Source organism: Acinetobacter sp. UBA3106 (assembly GCA_002365595.1).
Lineage (GTDB): Bacteria > Pseudomonadota > Gammaproteobacteria > Pseudomonadales > Moraxellaceae > Acinetobacter.
The window spans coordinates 128,249-153,086 of record DFAM01000010.1 but is presented as its reverse complement, the minus strand read 5'-3'; the positions used below and the strand labels follow the sequence as shown (position 1 = coordinate 153,086).

Annotated in this window: 24 protein-coding genes and 1 pseudogene; 8 read left to right on the top strand and 17 right to left on the bottom strand. The window is 43.5% G+C overall.

The window, feature by feature from the left end:
- Positions 1–143: 143 nt before the first annotated feature.
- From B4C48_RS04420 to B4C48_RS04385, 8 genes are all read right to left on the bottom strand, one after another.
- Positions 144–818, bottom strand: a complete 675-nt coding sequence (locus B4C48_RS04420) for a TetR/AcrR family transcriptional regulator (protein ID WP_291354397.1) — start codon at positions 816–818, stop codon at positions 144–146.
- A 303-nt stretch (positions 819–1,121) separates the two neighbouring features.
- Positions 1,122–2,351: a CaiB/BaiF CoA transferase family protein gene (locus B4C48_RS04415; RefSeq protein ID WP_291354396.1), complete on the bottom strand. Its 1,230-nt coding sequence runs from the start codon at positions 2,349–2,351 to the stop codon at positions 1,122–1,124.
- A 140-nt stretch (positions 2,352–2,491) separates the two neighbouring features.
- Positions 2,492–3,958, bottom strand: a complete 1,467-nt coding sequence (locus tag B4C48_RS04410) for an aldehyde dehydrogenase family protein (protein ID WP_291354395.1) — start codon at positions 3,956–3,958, stop codon at positions 2,492–2,494.
- Between the two features lie 143 nt (positions 3,959–4,101).
- A complete protein-coding gene (locus tag B4C48_RS04405) occupies positions 4,102–5,340 on the bottom strand; it encodes an OprD family outer membrane porin (RefSeq protein ID WP_291354394.1) in 1,239 nt (412 codons plus the stop codon).
- Between the two features lie 494 nt (positions 5,341–5,834).
- Positions 5,835–6,539 (bottom strand): fumarylacetoacetate hydrolase family protein, encoded by a 705-nt coding sequence (locus tag B4C48_RS04400; RefSeq protein ID WP_291354393.1) that lies wholly within the window; start codon positions 6,537–6,539, stop codon positions 5,835–5,837.
- Between the two features lie 33 nt (positions 6,540–6,572).
- A complete protein-coding gene (gene maiA, locus B4C48_RS04395) occupies positions 6,573–7,211 on the bottom strand; it encodes a maleylacetoacetate isomerase (RefSeq protein ID WP_291354392.1) in 639 nt (212 codons plus the stop codon).
- Positions 7,208–8,428, bottom strand: a complete 1,221-nt coding sequence (locus B4C48_RS04390; RefSeq protein WP_291354391.1) for a 3-hydroxybenzoate 6-monooxygenase — start codon at positions 8,426–8,428, stop codon at positions 7,208–7,210. Before B4C48_RS04390 ends, maiA (B4C48_RS04395) begins: the two co-directional genes overlap by 4 nt.
- Positions 8,429–8,447: 19 nt before the next feature.
- Complete coding sequence (locus tag B4C48_RS04385; RefSeq protein WP_291354390.1) at positions 8,448–9,488, bottom strand: cupin domain-containing protein; 1,041 nt, start codon at positions 9,486–9,488, stop codon at positions 8,448–8,450.
- Positions 9,489–9,642: 154 nt separating this feature from the next.
- On the opposite strand from B4C48_RS04385, the gene B4C48_RS04380 reads away from it, so the two are divergent.
- The gene (locus tag B4C48_RS04380) at positions 9,643–10,554 is read left to right on the top strand and encodes a LysR family transcriptional regulator (protein ID WP_291354389.1); all 912 of its coding nucleotides are present in this window, start codon (positions 9,643–9,645) and stop codon (positions 10,552–10,554) included.
- A gap of 269 nt (positions 10,555–10,823) precedes the next feature.
- Here the strand turns inward: B4C48_RS04380 and B4C48_RS04375 are convergent, their stop codons facing one another.
- The 3 genes from B4C48_RS04375 to B4C48_RS04365 all read right to left on the bottom strand — a co-directional run bounded on the left by B4C48_RS04375 (position 10,824) and on the right by B4C48_RS04365 (position 13,666).
- Positions 10,824–11,009 (bottom strand): hypothetical protein, encoded by a 186-nt coding sequence (locus tag B4C48_RS04375; protein WP_291354388.1) that lies wholly within the window; start codon positions 11,007–11,009, stop codon positions 10,824–10,826.
- On the bottom strand, positions 11,006–12,715 hold the full coding sequence (locus B4C48_RS04370; protein WP_291354387.1) for an FAD-dependent monooxygenase: 1,710 nt from the start codon (positions 12,713–12,715) through the stop codon (positions 11,006–11,008). Before B4C48_RS04370 ends, B4C48_RS04375 begins: the two co-directional genes overlap by 4 nt.
- Before the next feature lie 165 nt (positions 12,716–12,880).
- Positions 12,881–13,666, bottom strand: a complete 786-nt coding sequence (locus tag B4C48_RS04365) for an IclR family transcriptional regulator (RefSeq protein WP_291354386.1) — start codon at positions 13,664–13,666, stop codon at positions 12,881–12,883.
- 347 nt (positions 13,667–14,013) lie between these two features.
- Between B4C48_RS04365 and fahA the strand changes: the two genes are divergently transcribed.
- Genes fahA through B4C48_RS04340 form a run of 5 tightly spaced genes read left to right on the top strand, consistent with a single transcriptional unit; the run spans position 14,014 to position 17,920 of the window.
- Positions 14,014–15,294 (top strand): fumarylacetoacetase, encoded by a 1,281-nt coding sequence (fahA, locus tag B4C48_RS04360; protein WP_291354385.1) that lies wholly within the window; start codon positions 14,014–14,016, stop codon positions 15,292–15,294.
- 17 nt (positions 15,295–15,311) lie between these two features.
- A complete protein-coding gene (maiA, locus tag B4C48_RS04355) occupies positions 15,312–15,950 on the top strand; it encodes a maleylacetoacetate isomerase (RefSeq protein ID WP_291354384.1) in 639 nt (212 codons plus the stop codon).
- Between the two features lie 25 nt (positions 15,951–15,975).
- Complete coding sequence (locus B4C48_RS04350) at positions 15,976–16,551, top strand: VOC family protein (protein ID WP_291354383.1); 576 nt, start codon at positions 15,976–15,978, stop codon at positions 16,549–16,551.
- Between the two features lie 17 nt (positions 16,552–16,568).
- Positions 16,569–17,270: a CoA transferase subunit A gene (locus tag B4C48_RS04345; RefSeq protein WP_291354382.1), complete on the top strand. Its 702-nt coding sequence runs from the start codon at positions 16,569–16,571 to the stop codon at positions 17,268–17,270.
- Positions 17,271–17,272: 2 nt separating this feature from the next.
- Positions 17,273–17,920 carry a 3-oxoacid CoA-transferase subunit B gene (locus B4C48_RS04340; RefSeq protein WP_291354381.1) on the top strand — a complete coding sequence of 216 codons (648 nt, stop codon included), beginning with the start codon at positions 17,273–17,275 and terminating at the stop codon, positions 17,918–17,920.
- Between the two features lie 206 nt (positions 17,921–18,126).
- Here B4C48_RS04340 and B4C48_RS04335 read toward each other — a convergent pair whose 3' ends face one another.
- From B4C48_RS04335 to B4C48_RS04320, 4 genes are all read right to left on the bottom strand, one after another.
- Entirely contained in the window at positions 18,127–18,609 is a 483-nt protein-coding gene (locus B4C48_RS04335; RefSeq protein WP_291354433.1) for a VOC family protein, read from the bottom strand.
- 612 nt (positions 18,610–19,221) lie between these two features.
- Positions 19,222–19,926: an ABC transporter ATP-binding protein gene (locus tag B4C48_RS04330; RefSeq protein ID WP_291354380.1), complete on the bottom strand. Its 705-nt coding sequence runs from the start codon at positions 19,924–19,926 to the stop codon at positions 19,222–19,224.
- Positions 19,919–21,142 carry an ABC transporter permease gene (locus tag B4C48_RS04325; RefSeq protein WP_291354379.1) on the bottom strand — a complete coding sequence of 408 codons (1,224 nt, stop codon included), beginning with the start codon at positions 21,140–21,142 and terminating at the stop codon, positions 19,919–19,921. The genes B4C48_RS04330 and B4C48_RS04325 overlap by 8 nt, the downstream gene beginning before the upstream one ends.
- Complete coding sequence (locus B4C48_RS04320) at positions 21,139–22,362, bottom strand: efflux RND transporter periplasmic adaptor subunit (protein WP_291354378.1); 1,224 nt, start codon at positions 22,360–22,362, stop codon at positions 21,139–21,141. The genes B4C48_RS04325 and B4C48_RS04320 overlap by 4 nt, the downstream gene beginning before the upstream one ends.
- Before the next feature lie 535 nt (positions 22,363–22,897).
- On the opposite strand from B4C48_RS04320, the gene B4C48_RS04315 reads away from it, so the two are divergent.
- A complete protein-coding gene (locus B4C48_RS04315) occupies positions 22,898–23,599 on the top strand; it encodes a VIT1/CCC1 transporter family protein (RefSeq protein WP_291354377.1) in 702 nt (233 codons plus the stop codon).
- A gap of 59 nt (positions 23,600–23,658) precedes the next feature.
- Positions 23,659–23,849: pseudogene (locus B4C48_RS04310) on the top strand (IS3 family transposase); the annotation flags it as partial.
- A gap of 400 nt (positions 23,850–24,249) precedes the next feature.
- Here B4C48_RS04310 and B4C48_RS04305 read toward each other — a convergent pair.
- Positions 24,250–24,447 carry a hypothetical protein gene (locus B4C48_RS04305; RefSeq protein WP_291354376.1) on the bottom strand — a complete coding sequence of 66 codons (198 nt, stop codon included), beginning with the start codon at positions 24,445–24,447 and terminating at the stop codon, positions 24,250–24,252.
- A gap of 68 nt (positions 24,448–24,515) precedes the next feature.
- The gene (locus B4C48_RS04300; RefSeq protein ID WP_291354375.1) at positions 24,516–24,746 is read right to left on the bottom strand and encodes a hypothetical protein; all 231 of its coding nucleotides are present in this window, start codon (positions 24,744–24,746) and stop codon (positions 24,516–24,518) included.
- Positions 24,747–24,838 lie beyond the last annotated feature (92 nt).

Here is a 24,838-nt window from a genome sequence, read left to right as displayed (position 1 = left end):
TTCTTGCCACACTCACAAATCTAACACCTGTAATTTAACTACGGGACAGCAGTGGCGTTTATCGCCTCTTTTTTATGGATGAAAGATATAAAAAAGCCCAAATAATTGGGCTTCATTAAAAATATACAGCTTTGATAACCAAATTATGCGCGGATACCATCAATAAAAGTGTCCATAAACATATCGGCAATTTCAGATACATTCAGTTCATGGTCTTCTTTATACCAGCGTGGCACCCAGTTTAAAGCGCCAAATAGCATTGCAGAGAACATCCCCGGTGAACAGGGTTTAATTTTACCGTCAGCAATGCCCTCTTGAATCAGTTCACGCACCGTCAGATCCAAACGGCGCTGGAATGATTTAATCTGTTCACCTGAACCAATGTCCAATGGACGCGCACCCACCAGGACCAAACAACGTCCAAAAACGTTGTTCTGCGCAACGGCAAGTAGTCGCGCAAATTTACGTAACCGATCAAAGACACAAACTTCTTTATCTTTCATCTCCAGCAAAATGTCATCTAAATCTTTAAATGACAGTTGCAGGCAGTCATACAGAATGCTTTCTTTATTGGAAATATAATGATAAAGCGTTGCCTTGTGAATGCCGACATGCTCTGCGATCAAGTCCAGTGATGTTGCTTCATAGCCCAAGGTCGAAAACAGTTCGGCAGCCGTCATCAGAATGAGTAGACGTTTATCCTCATGACGCGCATCGGTGCTTGGACGGCGCCTTCTCGGCTGACGTGTTTTAGTCAGTAAACTCTGGCTACTCATATCTTTCGATAATTTAAGCTCTTTTGTATCTATATCGGACATTTAGAAATCCTAAAAAATAAAATATTTGAAATCATATATCTTCGGATCAGGTGAAGCCTACTATACAGCTAAAACAACCATGCAGAAGTCGACCTGAAATTGTGCAGTGAGAATATGAAAAATCAACTATAAACAATTCAATCAGTTATTTTATAAGTTCAACCGACTATTTGGCGGTATTATAAAGAATTGGGCTATTTTTTAATAGTGCTTATTTTATAAGCGAAGTAACAATGGCGCCATTGAAAATACAATAATCTGCCGAAACAGATTATTGTGGTAAATAACTAAAATATGCCTGACTTAAGCCGCATATAAAATACCATTTTCAAGCAATTGTGAAATACGCTGATTATCCCAACCCAGTTCATTTAAAATTTCACGTGTGTGCTCACCCAACTTAGGCGCACGTATGCGGACTTCGCCAGGAGTCAAGGACATTTTAACTGGAATGCCAGGCACTGCAGTTGGCGTTGCCGTGCCTGGATGCTCAACATGCGGCAGCATATTGCGTGCAGCGAAATGCTCATCCTTGAAAATTTCTTCACCGGTATAAATTGGACTAAATGGAACACGTCCGCCAAAGAGTTCTTTTAATTCCAGTTTGGTTTTCTGCACAGTGTACTGTTCAATAGCAGCATTCAGCTCGACATGATTCGCCCAGCCTGAACCTTCATTTAAGTATTTCGGTTCATCTTTCAGTTCTGGGCAGCCAAGTAAATCACAGAGCAAATGGAACTGTGGATCATGCGGCGCTGCAATCGCGATGACGCCATCTTTGACTTTAATGGTGCCAAATGGAGCAAGTCCCGGAATGCCATTACCTACAGGTTTGGCTGATACACCCAAATATGAAAACTGGCTCACTACAATTTCTGACAGCGCAAGGATACTGTCTGTCATGGCCACATCTACATATTGACCTAGCCCTGTATTTTTCGCATGTAATAATGCTGAAACTGTACCAAAGGCAGCAAATAGGCCAGACACCGTATCGCCGGCACCCCCGCCAACTTTCACAGGATGATCTGCATCTTGACCAGTCACGCCCATCCAGCCGCCCATGGCTTGTGCGACAATGTCAAATGCTGGCCAATTTTTATAAGGACTTTCACCGCCAACGCTGTCACCAAAACCGCGAATAGAGGTATAAACCAAACGCGGATTAATTTCTTTCAACTGCTCATAACCTAGTCCCATTTTTTTCAGCACACCGGCACGGTAGTTTTCCACCAAACCATCTGCATTTTTAACCAGTTCGATCAGTGCTTCACGGCCTAATTCTGTTTTTAAATTCAGTGAAATTGAGCGTTTGTTGCGGTTACAAGACTGAAATAAACCGCCAAAAAAACGGTCCTGATCATCTGCACGGAACGGACCCATTTTACGGAAAAAATCGCCTTCTAAAGGTTCGACTTTAATTACATCGGCACCATGATCTGCCAGCATTTGGGAACAGAATGGTCCTGCCAAAGCATGGGTTAAATCCAGAATACGTAGCCCTTTTAAAGAACCCTGATTGTTATTTTGCATAAACACTCCATTGTTTTATTTCAACCAACCAGTTGGTTATTTAAATATCATTATGTGTGAAAGGATGAAAGCTGTAAAACGTTTTTAACAGCTCTCATACCAAAGTTTAAAATTGAACAAATGTGAATGAGGAATTTACTTTAAACTGCATCTTTCGCTTTGGTTTGTAGCGTCACCCAATGTGTGCGGGTAAATTCTTCAATAATCCAGCGGCCATTAAAACGACCTAGTCCTGAGTTCTTTTCGCCACCAAAAGGCGCATGTGACTGATCATCTACGGTAATGTCATTAATATGGGTCATACCGGCTTCAATGCCTAAAGCGAAATTCACGCCGCGCTCATGATTGCGGGTACACACAGCGCTGGATAAACCATATTCTGTATCGTTCGCCAGTTCCAAGGCATGTGCTTCATCGCGGGCTTTAATTACCGGCAAAACTGGCCCAAAGCTTTCTTCACGTGCCAAGGCAGATTTTGGATCGACATCAATAAATACATGCGGTGGAATGAGGTTGCCCTGAATTTCGTCACCAATGAGCATTTTAGTACCCGTAGCTTGGGCATCGTTAATAATCCGCTGGATGTTCTGAACCTGGCTTTGATTGATAATCGGACCAATCAGGGTTGCCATATCGTTTGGATCACCGATGACTAAAGTCTTCACCTTCTGCTCAAGCAAGGATAGAAAATCGTCATAGACTTTTTCATCGACAATTACACGGTTGGTGCTCATGCAGATTTGCCCCTGATGCATGAAGCGACCCATCACCGTCAGCTCTACAGCCAAGGCTAAATCGGCATCATCCAAAACCACCATCGGTGCATTGCCGCCAAGTTCAAGCGCAATACGCTTGATATACTTGCCACCGACGGCAAGCTGACCGACTCTTTTGCCAATTTCTGTTGAACCGGTAAATGAAATCAGGCTTGGTACAGCATGTTCAACAAAATAGTCGCCTATCTCGCTGCCGGCACCGACCACCACATTGATTACACCTGCAGGAAAACCGGCTTCTGCGAAAATTTTTGCCAGTAAAGTGCCGCCTGTTACCGGTGTATCGCTTGCAGGTTTAAGCACCACAGTATTACCCAAAGCAATGGCTGTAATAACTGAACGCATGCTGAGATGAAATGGAAAATTCCATGGACTGATCACACCGATCACGCCTAAGGCTTTGCGGTAAATACGGCTCTGCTGATGTGGAACGCTGGTCGGCAGAATTTCACCCTGTATACGCAGAGGAAAGGTTTTCGCTTCTGCAATAATGCCTTGTGCTGCACCCAGTTCAATGCTGGCTTTTAAACGTGTACTGCCTGATTCCTGAATCAGCCAGTCAATAATCTCTTCACCACGTGTTTTCAGTACCTCTTCCATACGCTGAATCAGTGCAATACGCTCGGCAGGCAAGGTTCTTTCCCATTGAGGCTGCACCTTTTTCGCTGCGGCATAGGCTGCGTCCACATCTGCAGTATTTGCCAGCTGGAACTGATGAATCAGCTGCTGATTATAGGGATTGAAATTTTCAGCTGTGCGGGATGATGAACCCTGCTGCCACTTGCCATCAATATACTGCTGATTTAACTGATCCTGATTGAGCGCATTCATGTAAACAACTCCCTGTTTCTTGTTCTGTGTTTATTGCCAGTGCCTGACTGACAATAAACATACGGTATATTTCAACAAAACACAACCAACTATTCGGTTGATATTTTAATTTAAAAAAAATCTAATGCGGCGTGGGCCAGCAATTAGAATCTATAGGTGTAGTTGGTATAGAAGCGGTGTTCATCCAGTTTGATACCCGCACCTTCAAAGTCGGTTTTAATCAGCATATATTGAAAGCCCAGGCCCTTGAAAAGCCCCTCTTTAATGCCGTAATTCAAGACCAGGTTGAACTCGCTTTCTTTAACATCATCAATGGTCGGATGCTTGATATGATCTGCCATAATATAACGGGTCATCAAATTTAAACCATGAATGCCGATATCTGAAAAATCATAGTCGTAGCGGACTTGAACCGAACGCTCCTGCGCTTTATAGAAACTGATGCTGCCCCACTGGGTTAAATACGGTGCAGGTGTCCAGCCGCTGAGCAAGGGAAATGCCGTATCGCCAGACATTTGCTGATAGCCCAGACCGAACTTATGCGGCCCATAATGCAGCATGGTCATAAAATTATAAGCCTGGTTATCAATTTTGCCCTGCAAGCTGTCGCCAGAATCTTGCGTATCGTAAATACCGGCATTTGTAGCCAGTTTTACTTGGTCTGAAAACTTATAGAGGTGCTTCAACCCGATATAGTGCTGATCATAGATGTCTTCCAGGCCGCCATAAAAATATGACATATCCAGACTTGGTGACAATTTATAATCGATACCGAATATATTTAAGCCATCTGAAACCTGACCGGTTTTATTCACGTCCAATGTCAGTTTTTCATAATCTTCTTTATCACGCGCCAAAACGCGGCTAATACGCCCAGCCGTGATTCGGGTATTCTGAATATCATTGGACTCTAACATAAGACCTTTAAAAGTCGTCGGTAAATTCCGGCTGTGATCAATATGTACAACCGGTAGCTTCGGCATCAACTGACCATACCGGATTTCAGTTTTAGCTATTTTGGCTTTTAGCGTTAATCCCAGTTGAGTCTGATCCTGCTCCTGTTCTCCGGTAACAGGATCATTCGGCATGGTGCCATCACGTACCAGTTCATTGTCATTTTTCATCAAGCGCTGGGCATGCATCACCGTACCGTCCAGACCAAAAGCAACTGGACCGATCGGTTCGGCATAGCCTGATTTAATACTCAGTGATGCACTTTGCGACCAGTGCTCAAATTCTGGAACAGGTTGGGTGTCCGGTATACGATGCATATAGAAATTGCGGAAGTCCACTTGAACCTGCGCATCTTTTACAACATCTGCCTGAACAGCGCCAGCTGAACACACCAAGCACCCCAAAGTAAGTATTTTTAATTTCAACATAGCAGCAATCCTCTTTGCTTTCTTTCCAACTTTCCGTAGCTGCAATGGAGCTTCCCTCGTTCTTCTCGTTTAGAATACTTGAGTATTTTTAGACCCATCTCCATTGCTTTGTTGATCGTGCATTCTTCATATCCATGAAAAATGTTTCCGCCTTCCTGCGGAAATACTTCTTATCCTGGTTTCAATCCCATGAATACACAGCGGATAAGAAGCTAAACAACATCCCTGTCGTAAAGCCCACCTTTTTATACGCGTTGATCAGAGCATGCTGTTCTGTTCAACGCAGCTATAATTCCAGTTTAGCCGTTTTTTCTTTAAAGCCAGGCTTTATGCTTCGGCAGATTCAACGGCAGTCTTTTCAATCTCGGTTATTTTTATAAGTAACCCTAGTTGACTACCCAGTAAACCTATACTTCCCATTACTTGGCATTTCATAGCAAAGGACAGATGACCCATTTTTTAATTTTCCGGGTCATCAGCGGGCTGTTTTCTGATTAGCTGACCTTCACCGTGATGCCAGTCAGTCCAGCAATATCCGCATGCATGACATCCCCTTTGACTACAGTACCAACCCCTTCTGGCGTGCCGGTAAAGATTAAATCGCCCTGCTTCAGTTCAAATAAAGTCGAAAGATTAGCAATGGTTTCTGCAATATTCCAGATTAAATGACTCACATCACTACGCTGTTTGGTCTCACCATTGACGGTTAAATGAATATCACCGCTATTTAACTCACCTGCTTGACTTTTAGGGTGAATCAAACCCACCGGTGCAGAGTAATCAAATGCTTTACCCACTTCCCATGGACGGCCTTTTTCACGTTGTGCGATCTGTAAATCGCGGCGGGTCATGTCCAGACCTACTGCATAACCGTAAATATAGTTGGCAGCCTCTTCCACTGAAATATTTTTACCGTCTTTGCCAATCGCCACGACCAGCTCGATTTCATAATGGTAATTTGAGGTCTGTTCCGGATACGGAATTGAGATTTCCTCACCTGCAGGTACCGGTACAATCGACTGTGGATCATTTGGCTTACAGAAGAAAAATGGCGGTTCACGGTCTGGATCGAAACCCATTTCACGTGCATGTGCTGCATAGTTACGACCGACGCAATAAACACGGCGTACCGGGAACAGATCCTGGCTATCTTTGACAGCAAGACCGACAATTGGCATTGGGTTAAATACAAAACTCATGTTCTTTCCTTAGTTTTCAATTCTATAATTTGTTTAAACTGCGTCAGGCTGACTGGCAGGCGCTGCTACCTGAAATGCTGGCAAAGCCATACATGCATCATAAACACGCTGAATATGTGGATATTTACTCATGTCCACCTGAAAGCGTTTTGATGAATCCACCTGTGGAATCAAGTAAGCATCGGCTAGTGTCGGTGTATGACCATAGCAAAAATTACCACGCTCCAAATCTGCGACAAGCAGACTTTCCAATGCACTAAAGCCTTCATCAATCCAGTGCTGGCACCAGCTCTGAACTTGCTCATCATTTAGCGACAAGGTATTGCGCAGATATTCCAAAATTCGCTTGTTATTAATTGGATGAATATCACAGCCGACCAATGCAGCGTAGGCGCGCACTTTTGCACGCGCGATAGGATCAACCGGTAATAACGGGTGTTCCGGATGGGTTTCCTCCAACCATTCGATAATGGCCGGACTTTGAATCAGCTGCTGATCATCGACTGCCAGCACCGGCACAAAACCCTGTGGATTGATGGCTTTAAATTCTGCTTGATGATGCTCATTTTTCATCAGTGAAACAGGAAGCAGCTCATAAGAAATCTGCTTCAAGTTCAGCACAATCCGAGTTCGGTGCGATGTGCCACTGCGGAAAAAACCATACATTTTCATGCTGCTGTTCCTGTATAGTGCTTAGCTGCGTCCAGACAGTTATCGACATTCCAGCTATATAGCCAGGCCATTGCTTCGTAGAAACCTTCGCTTTTGCGTCCGCGCCATAAATCATTGCGTACCATGCGCTGTACGCCTTTGGCATGGTACAGCTTGCCCATTTCACGTGAAGACAGAACAATACGTGCTGTACGCGCCACTCGCGCACGTTGATAAATTTCAAATGCTTCAACAATATTGTTATTGCTGATGCGTAGCGCTTCGCCCAAGGTCACGGCATCTTCCATCGCCATACAGGCACCTTGTGCCATGTACTGTGTGGTTGGATGTGCGGCATCACCAAGCAGCGTCACGCGACCATAGCTCCACTGATCAATCGGTTCACGATCTGCCGTTGCCCAGCGGCGCCAGGATTTAGGCAATTCAATCAGCTGACGCGCTTTTGGACAGATGCCTTCGAAATAAGACAGCACTTCTTCTTTAGAGCCATCTTTTACGCCCCATTCTTCCTGTTCGCGGCTGTGGAAAGTCACCACCACGTTATATTCTTCACCGCCACGTAGCGGATAATGCACTAAATGGCAATTCGGTCCGACCCAAATGCTGGCCGCATTCCATTGTAAATTTTCCGGAAATTCCGCTTTAGGTACCACGGCGCGGTACACCACATGGCCTGTCACCAGCGCCGGATCACCGACATATTTTTCACGCACCACGGATTTCACACCATCAGCGCCAATCAGTGCCTGACCTTTATAGCTATTGCCCTTATGGTCTGTAATCGTGACGCTATTTTCATCTTGTTCAACATTAACAATACGGCAATCGGTGATGATCTCGATATCACCGATTTCATGTGCTCCTTCAACCAAAGAGCCATGAATGTCGGCACGATGAATCACGGCATAGGGATTGCCAAAACGCTGAATAAACTTTTCATCGGTTTCAATACGACCGACCTGATATTCATCAATCGCGTCATGCATGACCATATAATCGGTATACACAGCACGGGCATGTGCTCGGTCACCAATACCTAGCGCATCAAAAGCATTAAAAGCATTCGGTCCCAGCTGGATCCCTGCGCCAATTTCACCAATTTCGGGCGCCTGTTCAAAGACTTGGATTTTAAAACCACGCTTAGCCAAAGCGAGTGCAGCTGCAAAGCCGCCAATACCGCCTCCGGCAACTAAAATCGGCATATTCTGATTTGACATCTTTTTTCTTCCTTAAAAACTAGACGCTGCGTGGTCGGGTTGAATACAAACCGAGTTTTTTCTGCAGCGGTGCTTCATCCGCAACAAATACATAGGCTGGCTGTTCACTGCTATTGATTAAATCAATCTGGGCAAAACACGGCGTGCATGCTGTATCTGAACGTGCCAGGTCAAAATGATCGGTATTGATTGAAATGCCGAGCTGTCCCTCAATGACATGAAAGACTTGTGCAGCAGATCGACGTGTCAGTTGTACCGTTTCATTCGGCGCGACGCGAATTGCGGAATAGCCAATGATGTGCTGACAGTCCTGACCTGTCTCGGGATTAATAAAGCTGACCTGTGCAGGTACCTGATGATTTGCATCTGCAGCCAAAGCATCCAATACATTTTTAGTGTCTATCCATGCATAACGTAACAACGGATAATTGGCGTTTTGTCTTACGAAATGTACCGTTGGAACCACGCCTTTGGCATAGTGATGGCCCAGATCTGTGCCTTGAATCTGCTGCACATCGCCACCTTCAACATAGGAAGCTTCCATGTAATACACCAGTGGCAAATCGAGAACATCCAGCCAGATCACTGGCTCATCGCCATCATGACCATGTTCATGCCACAAACCTGACGGCGTAAGAATTAAATCACCATGCTCCATCCGGCATTTTTGTCCTTCCACGCTAGTAAAAGCACCTTGACCTTCAACCACCAAGCGGACTGCGTTTGGCGTATGTCGGTGTGATGGCGCCCATTCATTTGGAAGCAACAGTTGCATGCCCAAATAAATTGACGATGTTGCTTTCATATTTTCCAGGCCATGTCCCGGATTGGCCAAAACCAGTACGCGGCGTTCTGCCTTTTCAATCGGGGTCAGTTCACCTGCTTCAAGCAACAAAGGCTTGATGTCACTGTAATGCCAGGCTGTCGCTTGAGTCAGCGGCACGGGTTGTTTAGGAGGCAATACATTACGCAGGCTTGGCCATAGTGGGACTAAATTGGATTGGGTTAAATGATCAATATAGGTTTGAGGTAAATCTTCTAATCTCGCCAGTTGTTCCATCTGCTTAATCTCATCCTGATTTGCTCAAATCGCTTTCATTCATTGAAAGACTGATAAAAAATTACTTGAATCCAATCTAACAATCAGAATGTCTTGAATACATAAGCGAAAATGAATAGGCTGTATTGATAAAATCAATACAGCACGCATCAATATGGACATTGACTCAAGACTGGTACAAATTTTTCATGAAATTTATAGACATAGAAGTGTTTCTAAGGCTGCAGATGCTTTGAATACCGGCCAATCAACGCTCAGTATTGGCTTAAATAAATTGCGTGAACATTTTAATAATCCGCTTTTTGTGCGCATTGGCAACAGTATGGAACCGACCGATCTGGCCAAGGATATTTATCCGATTGCAGTCGATTTCTTAAGCAACCTGAAACTGATCAATCATTTCAATGTTGATTTTGATCCACTGACATCAAATTACGAGTTTAAGATCAGCATGACCGATATCAGTCATCTGGTACTGCTGCCTAAACTGGTCAACTATCTACGTGAACATGCACCGAATATACGCTTGAACATTGTGCCGATTGATACGGATACATCTCTAAAAATGGCTGAAGGTGACATTGATCTGGCGATTGGTTTTATACCGCAGCTGGAAGCGGGTTTTTATCAGCAGACACTTTTTAAACAGCAATATTCAGTTATCTGTAGCCCTGAACATCCCAGATTAAAGCACCATAGCTTAAGCAATGAAGAGTTTAGCCAGGAACTGCATATCGATATTTTAGCGACTGGCGGGCATTATGTGATTGAGCATGAATTGCAGAGAATAGGCATCAAACGTAATATCCTCATGAAGTTGCCGGGCTATCTGGGTGTTGGACTCATGATTAAATACACAGATGCAATCGCGACAGTTCCGCGGTATCTGAGTCGTTTTCTCGCTTCCCGTGGTGACGTGAAAATCCTGACCCCACCGTATTCATTTCCTCAATACAGTGTCAAGCAACATTGGCATGCCAGACAACACAACAACCCTAATCTGCAATGGCTTAGAAAAATCTGTTTTGACCTTTTTTCTGAATATGAAAGCAAAGATCTACTTTAAACATCAGTGTAGATTTAATCTGAATTACGGATAAGAAATAGATTTCCATAAAAGTGGCTATCAATTGGCTGCTCATAGCTCATTTATAAAGCTGGCTATGATGTCCGATCATTCCGAATGATTAGACTCATGTAGCCTAATCATGGCGTTTTGATAAATCTATTAGTTATTTTAAGCTTTTATTATTTCACCTTTTTCCCCTCAATATTAAAAAGTCCCTAAGCATGCCGCCATGCTGCTACTTAGAGACTTTGAGGGTTAAAAGAATTTTAGTCTTCAAACACTTTGGCTTGATTAATCAATTGCTGAAACACAGATCCATCTTGAAGCTGATTGGCACTGAGTAAAGCCAATTTCACCAAAAATAGCTCACGTTTTTCGGCAGGTATTGAATCCAGGCTTTCAGCCAAGTGATCATAGACTTTTTCTAAATCATCAATTGCAATTAGGCTCATGCGGCTACTCCATTTTCAACATTGGCGAATTGTTCAAAGGTTTGGGTTAAAGCATTTTCTCGATAGTTTAACCAGCGGCCATTAATATGATGACCTGGACGCACCAGATAGATTGCGCCTGATTGTGCCAGTAAACGCTGCTGAGCAATATCGGTATTGATGGCAAGGTTACGGTCTGCTGCTTCTACTTTTTGACCATCAATATTCAAAGCGATCAGCTGTACCGGAATATCTTTGGCTTTCAGCTGTTCCACTTCATGTACCAAAGCCTGCGGCAACTGTCCGTTTTCAGTGATCGCTAATACCGAGAATCTGCCTGAGATGTAACTGTACAAATAGCTGCCATCCGCAAACTTAATATTTGGAATTAATGCCCCATTTTCAGTCTGTTCAGACATCTGTGCATTATCATCAAACTGACTGTTCAAGGGTGAATGTGTATAGGCATGTGGACGCGAAGTACGCCAATGATAGAGTGGGCGGACAAACTCATGTTCAAGTGACAGTGACAGCACCGCATCACGAAGTAACTTGTAGCCATCGGTTGGTGGTGCCATAAAGCGTGTCGACTTACCGGCTTCGGCAATAATTTCGCGCGCGGCCCCGACGCGGTCAAAGGTATAACTGCCTAAAATCGATTCCGCTGCCCAGCCTTTCACAGCTGCTGCCAGTTTCCATGACAGATCCTGGGCATCCTGGAAACCGGTATTTGCACCACGTACACCAAAGATTGGAAGCAAATGCGCTGCATCACCGACAAATATAATGCGGTTTTGGACATAATTATCTAAGGTTAAGGCACGTGCTGAATATACCGTGCTCCAGTCCATTTCCCACTCAAGGTGATCCTGACCAATCATTTTTAATTGGTCCTGAACCGCTTTATGCAGGTTTTCAGGTTTTAAGGCTTCTTCAGGGGTCACAGTGCTATCAAGCTGATAGTCAAAACGCCAAATGCTGTCCGGTTCACGATGCATAAGGATCGTGTTACCAGGGTTCCAGTCAGGAGAGAAATATGCCAGACGTTCTGTTGGATAATCCAGTTTAATGCGAATGTCGGCAATGACAAAGCGACCTTCGTAGCTCGCACCTTCCATTCTTAATTTCATGCGTTCGCGAATAGGTGAACGGCCACCATCAGCGGCCACTACCCATTTCGAAGTGTGTTGATATTCACCTTCAGGGGTATGAACAGTTAAAGTCACCTGATCATCTTGTTGCACATGATTGACCACATTATTGCCCCAACGCACTTCAATGTTGTCATTTTCATGTATGGTTTCCAGCAAGAAGTGCTCAAGCCAGTTTTGCTGCAAGTTATTTAATGGCGCATATTGGTCATGTTCAGAGGTCGGTGATTCCATACGGAAAGCCACTTGGCCTTTGTAAATAGAATTACCATGCGTCCAAGGTAAGGCTTTCGACATAATTTTTTCAGCAGCACCCACAGCATGCAAAATTTCCATCGAACGTTTGGTATAGACCAGGGCGCGGCTTCCTTCAGACAACTGTAATTCTGAGGACAGCAAAATCACTTTCACGCCCTGCTTTGCCAGCAGCAGCGCAGTAGTCATGCCAATTGGACCTGCACCGACCACAGTGACGGTTTCTGCGTCAGTGATGACAGGTTCTTGACTATGAAAATGTGGAAACACCTGATATTGGTAATAAAGAGACTTTCGTGGCTGCGTTGCTGGAAAATGCATTTCGAACTCCTTGTCCTTATTATGCGAAAACGATATCAATCGTTTAATTAAACTGTTAACCATTCAACCCGCGTAATACACTGCAATTGAAGGTGTAATTCATTCTTTTATTTCGCAATCATGCTGGCAGATCCTTTGCAGCTATTGGCTATGCGTAGCGCTTTGCTACGCTTGCCCTTTCGTTACAAAATCTGTGAGTGCCTGCGCTGTAGCTTTTAAAACACGAACCTTTTCATGTTCAAAGTCCATCGGCAAATACGCCTCATTACCCAGTGCTGCAATACAGAACTCAATGTCGCCATGACTATTAAATACCGGGACACAAAATGAGTTCACACCCACCAACATATCGCCTGAAACAGTCGCTGCGCCCTGTAACACAATACCCTGTTTCATCTCTAAAAATTCGTTCCAGTTTGCCGGATAAACCTGTACGCCCTGTTGTTGTTTGTTCTGCCATTCACGTTCAAGTAAAGGACGAACCATATTTTCTGGCATAAAGCTCGCAAATGCGCGACCGGTTGCCGAGTTCAAAAGTGGCATGATCGAACCGACACGAGTAATGACCGATACCGGCTGATCAGGTTCAATAAACTGCACAATCAATGGCCCTTGCGAGGTCCAGCGACTGATTTGTAAGCCACAGTGAATTTCACGATGCAAAGCCTGAATATACGGCTGTGCTGCCTGAATCACATCGGTACGCTGAATGCATTGCAGGCCTAGCCGCCATGCCTGATCACCCAGGGCATAACGTCCATCTTCAAGCTGCTTAGCATAATTCATGCGCACCAGACTCACCACATAGCGATGCACTTTTGCCGGATGCATGGTCAAGGCTTCCGCCAGTTCCTTCAGCATCATGGGATTACGATGCGCAATTAAAGCATCAAGCACACCCAAACCCACTTCTAAGGATTGCACACCACCTTGTGTTTTTTCTTCAGACATTAGTCGATAACTCTCATTTTCTATGACGTCTATTCTACCCGAAGCCATCTGATTACCAAGAACCAGATTGAATGAGAGCATCGAGAAATCTCAATTCATTTTATTTAAATTTACGTTATACGTAATTAATTTATGTATTGCGTAATTTATGAAAATCAGTATGATGAGATTAATCCCAAAAATCAATAGGTCTTGAACATCAGAAGCATGAATTTCTATAAAAATATATAAATTATTGTTTTTAATATTTTTATATTTAATTGACAGCCTGATTTACAGATCATTAGACGCAAAAATGAATATCAGGGTTGCATGCAATCCGGTGGTTTTACATAAGGAACATGGACATGACTCACCAGTTAAAATCGTTTATTGAGGTTGCTCAGGATTCAGATTTCCCCATCCAGAATTTACCTTACGGCGTATTTAGTGAAACGCCTGAAGGTACACGTCGTATTGGGGTGGCCTTGGGTGAATGGGTGGTTGATCTTGCCGTACTGGAAGCTAAAGGCTATTTAGCCATTCAAGCGGATGAACAGTATTTTAATCAGCCGACCTTGAACAAATTTATTGATTCAGGCAAAGCCAACTGGTCAAAAGTTCGCGCAGAATTGCAAGATTTATTGTCTGCAGACAATGCTGAATTACGTGATAACGCTGAACTTCGTGAACAGGCATTCTTTAAACAGGCTGATGTCACTTTACATTTGCCGGTTCATGTTCCAGGCTATACCGATTTCTATTCTTCAAAAGAACACGCCACCAATGTGGGCTGCATGTTCCGTGACCCGAAAAATGCACTTTTAGCCAACTGGTCAGAACTGCCTGTCGGCTATAACGGCCGTGCCAGTTCAGTGATTGTCAGCGGTACCGACATTGTGCGTCCATCGGGTCAGATCAAACTGCCAAATGAAGAACGTCCACAATTTTCGGCATGCCGTAAGCTCGATTTTGAACTTGAAACCGGTTTTATCATTGGCAAACCAAATACATTGGGTAAGCCAATTTCGATTGAAAATGCATGGGATCACATCTTTGGTATGGTGCTGTTTAATGACTGGTCAGCACGTGATTTACAGCAATGGGAATATGTGCCACTCGGTCCGTTCAACTCCAAAACATTTGCCTCTTCCATTTCGCCATGGATTGTGACTTTAGAAGCACTTGAGCCTTTTAAAACCAGCTCACCTGTTCAAGAGCCGCAGCCTCTGGCGTATTTACGTGAAGATCATGCCGCAAACAGCTATGACATCCATCTGTCTGTAGAAATTCAAGCGGAACAAGCATCGCAGGCCGATGTGATTTGTGAAACCAATTTTAAATACATGTACTGGTCGATGGCGCAGCAATTGGCACATCACACGATTGCAGGCTGTAACGTACAAGTCGGTGATCTGATGGGTTCAGGTACCATTTCAGGTCCAACTCCAGATTCTTATGGTTCACTGCTCGAAATTACCTGGAATGCGACGAAGCCACTGATGTTGTCCAATGGCGAACAACGTACCTTCATCCAGGATGGCGACAGCGTGATTATGAAAGGTCATTGTGAAAAAGACGGTTTACGCATTGGTTTTGGCGAAGTGACTGGCAAAATCCTGCCTGCGCTTCAGTTTGATTTTCAGTAATACCGAGGATCAAAGCCATGCAACTTTATACCTATTTTCGTAGCTCTGCGGCCTATAGGGTTCGCATTGCACTGAATTTAAAAAGTTTAAATGCCAATTATATTCCCGTGCATTTGGTTAATAACAGCGGCGAACAGCACAGCGATGCCTATAAAACGCTGAATCCATCAGAATTGGTACCCACTCTAGTTGAGGATGAATTTCAGCTCAGTCAATCGCTAAGCATTTTGGAATATCTGGAAGAACAGTATCCCGATACAGTACTGCTTCCTCAAAATGTTCAGCAACGTGCTTTGGTCCGTGCCTTCAGTCTCGCCATTGCCTGTGACATTCATCCACTGAACAATCTGCGTGTTTTGCAATACCTGTCAGGGCCGTTGCAAGTCTCAGATGAGCAAAAAAATACCTGGTATCGCCACTGGGTAGCGCTTGGTTTTCAAACTTTGGAAGCCTTACTCCACAATTCCAATGGCCGTTTTTGCTTTGGCGACCAGCCGACATTTGCGGATTGCTGCCTGATTCCACAAGTCTATAACGCCTTACGTTTTAATGTGGATTTAACGGCTTATCCAAAAATTTCCTCGATTTATCAACATTGCAACACCTTAGAAGCGTTTAAAAACGCTGCCCCAGAAGCACAGCAAGAAGCGGCTTAATTTCTTCAAGAAAAGGACATCTAAAATGGCAATACAAATTGAAAAAATTCACCATGTGGCATACCGTTGCAAAGATGCCAAAGAAACGGTGGACTGGTACAAAAAAAATCTGAACATGAACTTTATTTTGGCATTTGCCGAAGATCATGTGCCATCCACCAAAGCCTTTGATCCGTATATGCATTTATTTTTAGATGCCGGTAATGGCAACGTTTTGGCCTTCTTTGAACTGCCAACCCAACCTGAAATGGGGCGTGATGAAAACACCCCAAAATGGGTTCAGCACATTGCCTTAAAGGTTAAAGACCGCGCGGCATTAATTGAAGCCAAAGCACATTTGGAAGCCAATGGCATAAATGTTTTGGGCATTACCAATCACGGCATTTTCCATTCCATTTACTTCTTCGATCCAAATGGTCACCGTTTAGAGTTGGCATATGATGATGAAAAAGCACCTGAAAAAATCGCCATGATTAGCGAAAAAATGAAACACGAGATGTTGGAAGAATGGTCAAAAACCAAACGTGCCCCACACCATACCCATTTCTTACATGCAGACGAGCTTGAAAATAACTCAGCAGCTGCAAAAGTAGATCATTGATTTAAAGGATTAAGCACGTGAATAAACTGGTTGCAAGCGCAGCAGAAGCCTTGGAAGGCATTGTTGCCGATGGTCAAACCCTTGCGGTAGGTGGTTTTGGTTTATGTGGTATTCCTGAAGCACTGATTGAAGCACTCAAAGATACTGGGGTTAAAAATCTGACCTGTATTTCCAACAACGCCGGTGTCGATAACTTTGGTTTAGGCAAATTACTGCAAACCAAACAAATCAAAAAGATGATTTCATCTTATGTCGGTGAAAATAAAGAATTTGAACGCCAATACTTAAGTGGTGAACTTGAAGTTGAACTGACTCCACAAGGTACATTAGCTGAAAAACTCCGTTCAGGCGGTGCAGGCATTCCTGCATTTTACACCCGTACCGGTGTCGGTACTCTCATTGCCGAAGGCAAAGAAAGTCGCATCTTTAATGGTCAGGAATATATTCTTGAAGATACTTTAACTGCTGATGTTGCATTGGTGAAAGCCTATAAAGCAGACAAAGCTGGCAATCTGGTGTTCCGTAAAACGGCACGTAACTTTAATCCGGAATGTGCTGTTGCCGGCAAGTTCACCGTGGTTGAAGTGGAACAGGTGGTTGAGATTGGTGAAATCGATCCAGATGACATCCACCTACCGGGTATTTATGTCAATCGTATTGTCTTGAATACAACCCCTGAAAAACGCATTGAACAAATGACGTTAAAGGCGGAGGCTTAATCATGGCTTGGACACGTAATGAAATGGCACAGCGTGCGGCGCTTGAGCTTGAAGATGGCTTCTATGTCAATTTAGGTATTGGTCTGCCGACACTGGTGGCCAACTATATTCCGGACAACATCAACGTCTGGCTGCAGTCTGAAAATGGCTTGCTCGGTATCGATGAATTTCCCACGGCAGACACCGTTGATCCTGACCTCATCAACGCGGGTAAACAGACAGTCACTGCACGTCAAGGCGCGGCATTTTTCTCAAGCTCTGAATCATTTGCCATGATTCGCGGTGGTCATGTCAATATCGCGATTTTAGGCGCGATGGAAGTGTCTGAAACAGGTGATCTTGCAAACTGGATGATTCCGGGTAAAAAAGTCAAAGGTATGGGGGGTGCGATGGACTTGGTTGCTGGCGTACAAAAAGTTGTGGTCCTGATGGAGCATAGTGCGAAAGATGGTAGCCCGAAAATCGTGAAACATTGTACCCTGCCACTGACGGGTCAAGGCGTGGTTAACCGTGTCATCACTGAACTGGGGGTCATGGACATTACTGCTGAAGGCATGAAACTGATTGAACTTGCAAAGGATGTGACTCTAGAACAAATCCAGGCAGCCTCAGGTGTTGAACTGATTACCACTGATCTCGTTGCAGCTTAATCTTCGCAATAAAAAAGCAGCTCCGGCTGCTTTGACCTCTGTTGAAGATAGTGAAGACTTTAACTTTGCAATCTCTCATCAGGCAACTGATAAAAACCTTCTGCAATTTGCTTTGGTTTGTAAATTTAGCTCCGTTCAAAATGCTTTGAGTTAAGCCATCTAATCAAGCAGGCTGAACTCGAATGAGTTTTCAGATCACTTACATCTCAACCATGAAATGCTGCTTCTATTGCAGCAATGTCAATTTTCTTCATCGTCATCATGGCATCGAATGCGCGTTTGGCGGCTGCACGGTCAGGGCTGGTATATGCTTTAATTAGCGCGATTGGAGTAATCTGCCAAGAGATTCCCCACTTGTCCTTACACCAGCCACATTCGCTCTCCTGACCGCCATTTCCGACAATTGCATTCCAGTAGCGATCTGTTTCTTCCTGGCTTTCGGTTGCCACCTGAAATGAGAACGCTTCGCTGTGCTTAAATCCTGGCCCACCGTTTAGTCCGAGGCATGCAACTCCCAGTACTGTAAATTCAACGGTAATAATGTCACCCTCATGCCCAGATGGATAATTTCCTGGTGCACGATGTATCGCACCGATGGATGAATCTGGGAGGGTCTCGGCATAAAATCGTGCAGCGCCTTCAGCGTCATTCTCGTACCAAAGGCATATCGTATTCTTTGCAATATTCATCATTTCACCTCTTCGTGGAGATTAGAACTTAGGCTATTTGGCAAAACTACAATGTGTTCCGATATCAGTTGAACTCAGTTATTCGACACCTTTTCTATATTTAACTAAAAAATGAAATCGACCTATTTCATAATTGTATTTTTATTGATTTAAACGTATTTCTGAGCAATTTAAAGGCATTTCGAATATGAATAACTATTTATCTTAATCAGGGTCTTAGCCGCGGTCTGATTCATGATCTGCAAGATATCTGCTACCTGAATTTAGCTCATACGTTTATTGACTAATTCAAAGATTATTTTGTTGATCTTTTCACTGTGATCTTTTGCATTGAATATCTGCAATTGAATTAAATCGAACAATTCAGAAAATAAAAAATACCTTAAATGCTGAATTTAATTTTTTATATTTAATTTGGCTTTTATATTGGCAAGATTTTATCAGTGTCATTCCGGCAGATAAATCATTGCCAAACATCAAGCTTAGACTGATCAATTATTGCTTTCTTACTGCCTCTGCATAGCATTACATAACAAATTCACAATACTTCAAAGGCGTGAGTCTTGAGCTGGTTCTCCCACCATAATGATCATAAATCTTGATAAGCTGAACTTATTTTTTTGAATCACTTTCAATACGGCCATCCACCAGATTAATGGTTCGATCACAAGTGGCTGACAGGCGTGGATCATGCGTCACCAGCAGTACAGCACAATCACGTTCACGATGCACTTTACGAAAGAGCTCAAACATTTCAGCAGCGGTCTGGGTATCCAGATTACCTGTAGGTTCATCCGCCAAGAGCAATGCCGGTTCAGTGATCAAGGCTCGGGCAATCGCCACCCGCTGTTGCTGCCCACCGGAAAGTTCATTCGGTTTACGGTCAGCAAATTTTTCCAAGCCCACCGCAGCCAGCAATTCACGCGCGCGCTCTAATGCCTGTTTGTTGGGCTTGCCTCGGGTCAGCATCAACGGCATCAGTACATTATTCAAGGCGGTAAAGGCCTGAATCAGATGATGAAACTGAAACACAAAACCAATGCTGTTGCCGCGCAGTGCCGTGCGTCCGCTATCATCCATGCCACTGGTGGCCTGACCCAGTAAATACAGCTCGCCACTACTGGGTTTATCCAGCAAGCCCAGAATGTTCAATAAGGTACTTTTGCCAGAGCCGGAAGGACCAATCAGTGCAGCAAAATCATTGCGCTCAATACACAAATCAATGCCATGCAGTACCTCAACTTCATTAGGCTGACCAATATTATAAGACTTACGCAGCCCCTCTAAACGCAGTACTTCCTGAAACTGCTCAGACATGACGAATTGCCTCCACGGGATCAAGTGCCGCTGCCCGTCGCGATGGCACAGCCGCAGCCAATACACCAGTCAATGTAGCCAGTAACAAGGCCAATATCACCAGATTGATCGAGATCGGAATATAAAACAAACCTGGACCAAAATTATTAAATACCCAGACTAAGCCATAACTGACCACGCTGCCGAGAATCGAACCGAGCAGGCCAAAGATTGCGCCCTGAAATAAGAAAACTCTTAAGATTTGAGACTGGGTTGCACCAGTTGCACGTAAAATACCAATTTCCCGGGTTCGCTGCACCACGCTGACCGACATTACGCTGGCAATGCCAAAAGCCACTGAAATTGCAACAAATATAATAATCATATTGGTCGATAGACTCTGCGCGGTAATTGCATTCATGAGCTGTGCATTGGTTTTAATCCAGCTTTCGGCTTTCAATGAAGTCAGGCGTCCTATCTGTGCAGCCACATTATCTGCCTCAAAAATATCTGCGATGGTGAGATCAATTACGGTCACGCCGCCGGGCAGACTCAATAAGGACTGTGCCTGTTTCAAATCCAGATAGACATAACGCGAATCCAGTTCGCGCACGCCCAGTTCAAATATTCCGGCAATATTCACCACTGCACTGTTCTGCTGACCAGTATCCAGTCGCAACTTGCTGCCGACTTGTACGCCCAGATCTTTGGCCAATTGACTGCCAATCAGCACATCATCCGCGCCTATTCTTAGCTGACCACTGGTTAAATACTCTTTTAAAGGAATAATCTGTTGATAACGTTCCAGGTTAATACCAACCAAGGCGACCGATTCGACCGCATCACCGCGCTGTACAAAGGCAGGCCCAGACACTACAGGTGAAACAGCAGTCAATACCGGCAACTGATCCAAGGTTTCGGTAATTTCCTGCCAGTTATTGATCGAGCGCAGTCGCTGTGCGCGTTTATCTTCCTGCAATAGCTGTATGGTACCGGGTGCAGGCGGCACAATCAGATTCACTTCATCCGGTGACAGCAAACGGATATGCGCCTGAGTACCCAAAGTACGTTCAACAATATTCGACTGTAGCCCTTGAATTAAAGCGCTAATAAATACGATCACGGCAACACCCACAGCGACACCCACCGTGATCATAATAGATTGCGCACGCCCTTCTCGCAAAAAACTGATTGCGATGGTCCACTCCGTCCAAAGCCGCCCGAAAAAGTTTTTCAATCGAATTTCACCGGTAATTCATTTTTGCTATCTGTATCATCAGCCTGACTCGCTAATGCCATTTTTTGCGGTTTCAAGCGTACTCGTGCACCATCTTCTAATGTAGATTCGGCATCAGCCAGTATCTGATCTCCTTGCCTCAAACCTGAAACCACTTCTGACATGGCCAGTCCACGTAAACCTAAAGTGACCTGCTGATGCTGTATTTTTCCATCCCGTACCAGCCGCACCACAGCCTTATTTCCCTTAATGCTACTTAAAGCATCATTCGGGATCACCAGGGCTCGCTCACGTCGGTCAGTTTCGACATTCACCGAAACAGTCATGTCCTGACGCAAAAACTCAGGGACTGGATCCACGGTTAATCTAACTTCGACCGTACCACGCTGTGGGTCAATGCTCGGTGCAATAAAATTGATCTGGGCAGGAAAAGTCTTTTCTGGGTAAGCATCTGCGATGACAACGGCTTTTTGCTTTAAGGCGAGCCGGGATAAATTGCGCTCATCCAGCGGCACCCGAATTTCCGTATTGCCATCTAGTGCAATGGAGAATAAGGTCTGACCAGGCTGAATCAGATCACCCGGCTCCACATCAAGTGTCAGTACTTTACCCGCGACTGTAGAGCGAATTTTAGTCTTGGCCAATTGCGCCTGTGCTGCAGCAAGTTGCTCACGAAGCTTGGCTTCCTCTACTTGACCCGATGCCAATGCTGCTGCTTTTAATTGCGCTGTTTCATAATTATTGCGAGCGACTCTTTCCGCTTCAACGGCCTTTTCTATTTCTTCTGCTGACAGTACGCCAGCTTCTAAATTGCGTCTACGTGCTGCTTCGCGGCTAGCCTGTTCCAGCTGAGCTTTAGCAGTCGCCAATTCTGCTGCTGCCTGTGGACGTCTGCTGCTGGCTAACTCAGTCAGTGCAAGCTCGGCCTGGCGCACTTGAGCAGTAAGTTCATCCGATTTCAGTACTAAAAGCAGATCACCCGGCGCAACTTGGTCACCCTCCTGAACCCGACGTTCCAGCACTACACCGGTAATTTCACTGCCGATCTGTGCACGCGATACCGTCGCTACACGCCCGGTCGCCACTACAGTTTGCACCAAGGGCATTGAAGTCACGGTATAACTTGGCAACAAGGGCCCCTGCCACCAGCGAAATACAGCAAAACCCGCTGCAAGCATGAGCAATATAATTATCAAAAATTTATAGTGAACAGCGCGCAAAGAGTTTCTCCAGTTCAGTTTAAAAGCACAGTACATCAACCAAAAGTACCTGGCTCTTATAAAATTATATGTTTTAGTCAACATTCTAAAATGATTTCACTTTACTCCACTAGAAGTGAAATCATTTTCCTATTTCTCGTCATTATTTGTAGTTAAATTAATTTATAAATAAGACTGTTATATTCATTCACTGGACTACTATGTCTTCCCCAGATACATTTTGTCTATTTTTTTGTATAGGAGAGAACATTAGGACGGATTATCAGTACCTCTAAATTTGTGGATTAAAGGGAATAAATGATCTACTAAGTACTAGGTTAAGTAAAATTAGCTTTTAAAATCTTTTAGTACGCTCGTAAAATAATTGATCAAGTACTCAAAATATTTTTTAACTTGTGTTTGTAACACAGGGTGCTGAGCCGCGAACTATTATCCTTTCTTGTTAAGCAAGGTTTTTGAATAAGCCAATAATAATATCTACAAATTCAATAAATTTAACTATAATCAGCATGATAATAAAAAAGGAATATACATTATGCGCCATTCATATCATCTTGAAAAACATTATTTCGAACGTGCTGGATGGTTGCGTGCGGCTGTGCTGGGGGCAAATGACGGGATTATTTCAGTCACAAGTCTTGTGGTGGGAATAGCGGCCAGTGGAGCATCTACCCACACTTTACTGATCACCTGTGTCGCCGGATTAATATCTGGGGCTGCATCAATGGCTGCGGGTGAATATATCTCCGTTAAATCACAACAAGACATTGAAAAGAATGATTTAGAGATGGAAGGACGTGAATTACAACGCCATCCTGAACATGAATTAAATGAGCTAAAGAATATTTATATACAGCGTGGATTACAACCTGATTTAGCACAAGAAGTCGCGCAACAACTGACTGACCACAATGCTTTAGACGCACATGCTCGTGATGAAATTGGTATTTCAGCCCATACCTCTGCCCAACCCTTTCGCGCTGCATTCTCTTCAGCCACTGCATTTACTGTAGGCTCATTATTTCCCTTAATTTCAATCATGCTTCTGCCTGAGTCATACTTAGAGAAAGGCGTCATGCTGATTGGGGTTTTAAGCCTCGGAATTATGGGAGCCTTAGCCAGTTATGCTGGCGGTGCAAGTATTTGGAGAGGTTCGGTTCGGGTCATGCTTTGGGGTATTATCGCCATGTTATTCAGTGCTTGGATCGGATCATTATTTAATGTTGCGGTAGCATAGTGTAGCGACGTAGGCCAAATGAACCCGATCATACACTCACTTGCGCAGTATACTGCTCATGGGATAACGCTATTGCAGAATCTTTTTTAGCAGCTTGAAGAAGGAAAGAATTAAAAAGAGAATCTATAAAACTCGAGAAATGGCCCGTGCAGATGTGTTTGATTATATCGAGATGTTTTACAATCGAATCAGGCGTCATTCGCATCTTGATGGGATGAGTCCAGAAGCCTTTGAAGCAGCTTCAAAATGAGGCTGTCTCATGTCTAGGATACCTGGGAGCAGTCCAAGAACAAATTTATAACTTTTTAAAAGAATCTCCAAATTTTCAGAATAGTACTCAATTTAAAAGGTTAAAGGAGTTTTTCTTTGAACTTCATGACCATAGAGTCGGTGAATTTGAAGCGAAGTAACCATTAAAATTCACTTTAAATTTCAATAAATCATGGTTAGTAGTAGATGCTATAGCTGCACCAAATTTTAATCATAAACAATTATTTTTGAAATGGTTATGTATACGATTTAATATTCCAGTTTAAATTAAAAGGACTGAATGTTGCGTAATAAAGAAATCAGTCCTTCCAATTTGATGGAGTTATTCTCTAACTTCCAATGATACACATAAAAAAGTACGAGTTGAAAATTCGCATTATTTATGTAATTTTAAAAATTTTTCCGCTTATAGTGCTCTGGAAAAACATTTCAAAACTGGGACGAATATCTTCACCATCAACAGTGATATGTTTTATATTCGCATGAGATTGCGTAGTGGCAAACTGATGATCCACTGTTGCTTGAATAGAGCGTTTAACACCAAACTGATCTTTCACGCTGAGACTCTGTTTAAACATATATATATAACCTTAATAAAATCGTAGTGAAAAAAATTTAAATAAATTGTTGATTTTTAATAATTTTATCAATAAACAAATTTATGATTTAATTTAAATAACTGATTTAGAGAAGTATAAAATGTACGGCCATCCAAATTTAAATCAACCTCTATTCCAGATTCCAGCAGACCTCTTTTACCAACTTCAATTTGTTTAAAACCTTGACGTGTATTCTGCATTTTTTTGAAGGGAATTAATAAAACAATAATTTCAGTACCATTTTTAGATCTTGCAATTAAATCATTTATTTTTAGCAACTTATATCCTATTTTTTAAAGATTTTTTCAACTTGTAAAACAAATTTTAGAGTATAAAAAAAGCACTCATAAGTGCTTTTTATTACTGCCTA

Coding starts and splice junctions, on each gene's coding strand:
- B4C48_RS04415 (WP_291354396.1), bottom strand. CDS start 2,351: ATGCAAAATAACAATCAGGGTTCTTTAAAAGGGCTACGTATTCTGGAT.
- B4C48_RS04375 (WP_291354388.1), bottom strand. CDS start 11,009: ATGAGCCTAATTGCAATTGATGATTTAGAAAAAGTCTATGATCACTTG.
- B4C48_RS04340 (WP_291354381.1), top strand. CDS start 17,273: ATGGCTTGGACACGTAATGAAATGGCACAGCGTGCGGCGCTTGAGCTT.
- B4C48_RS04365 (WP_291354386.1), bottom strand. CDS start 13,666: ATGTCTGAAGAAAAAACACAAGGTGGTGTGCAATCCTTAGAAGTGGGT.
- B4C48_RS04410 (WP_291354395.1), bottom strand. CDS start 3,958: ATGAATGCGCTCAATCAGGATCAGTTAAATCAGCAGTATATTGATGGC.
- maiA (WP_291354384.1), top strand. CDS start 15,312: ATGCAACTTTATACCTATTTTCGTAGCTCTGCGGCCTATAGGGTTCGC.
- B4C48_RS04420 (WP_291354397.1), bottom strand. CDS start 818: ATGTCCGATATAGATACAAAAGAGCTTAAATTATCGAAAGATATGAGT.
- B4C48_RS04400 (WP_291354393.1), bottom strand. CDS start 6,539: ATGAGTTTTGTATTTAACCCAATGCCAATTGTCGGTCTTGCTGTCAAA.
- B4C48_RS04385 (WP_291354390.1), bottom strand. CDS start 9,488: ATGGAACAACTGGCGAGATTAGAAGATTTACCTCAAACCTATATTGAT.
- fahA (WP_291354385.1), top strand. CDS start 14,014: ATGACTCACCAGTTAAAATCGTTTATTGAGGTTGCTCAGGATTCAGAT.
- B4C48_RS04335 (WP_291354433.1), bottom strand. CDS start 18,609: ATGAATATTGCAAAGAATACGATATGCCTTTGGTACGAGAATGACGCT.
- B4C48_RS04350 (WP_291354383.1), top strand. CDS start 15,976: ATGGCAATACAAATTGAAAAAATTCACCATGTGGCATACCGTTGCAAA.
- B4C48_RS04330 (WP_291354380.1), bottom strand. CDS start 19,926: ATGTCTGAGCAGTTTCAGGAAGTACTGCGTTTAGAGGGGCTGCGTAAG.
- B4C48_RS04405 (WP_291354394.1), bottom strand. CDS start 5,340: ATGTTGAAATTAAAAATACTTACTTTGGGGTGCTTGGTGTGTTCAGCT.
- B4C48_RS04380 (WP_291354389.1), top strand. CDS start 9,643: ATGGACATTGACTCAAGACTGGTACAAATTTTTCATGAAATTTATAGA.
- B4C48_RS04370 (WP_291354387.1), bottom strand. CDS start 12,715: ATGCATTTTCCAGCAACGCAGCCACGAAAGTCTCTTTATTACCAATAT.
- B4C48_RS04315 (WP_291354377.1), top strand. CDS start 22,898: ATGCGCCATTCATATCATCTTGAAAAACATTATTTCGAACGTGCTGGA.
- maiA (WP_291354392.1), bottom strand. CDS start 7,211: ATGAAAATGTATGGTTTTTTCCGCAGTGGCACATCGCACCGAACTCGG.
- B4C48_RS04305 (WP_291354376.1), bottom strand. CDS start 24,447: ATGTTTAAACAGAGTCTCAGCGTGAAAGATCAGTTTGGTGTTAAACGC.
- B4C48_RS04390 (WP_291354391.1), bottom strand. CDS start 8,428: ATGTCAAATCAGAATATGCCGATTTTAGTTGCCGGAGGCGGTATTGGC.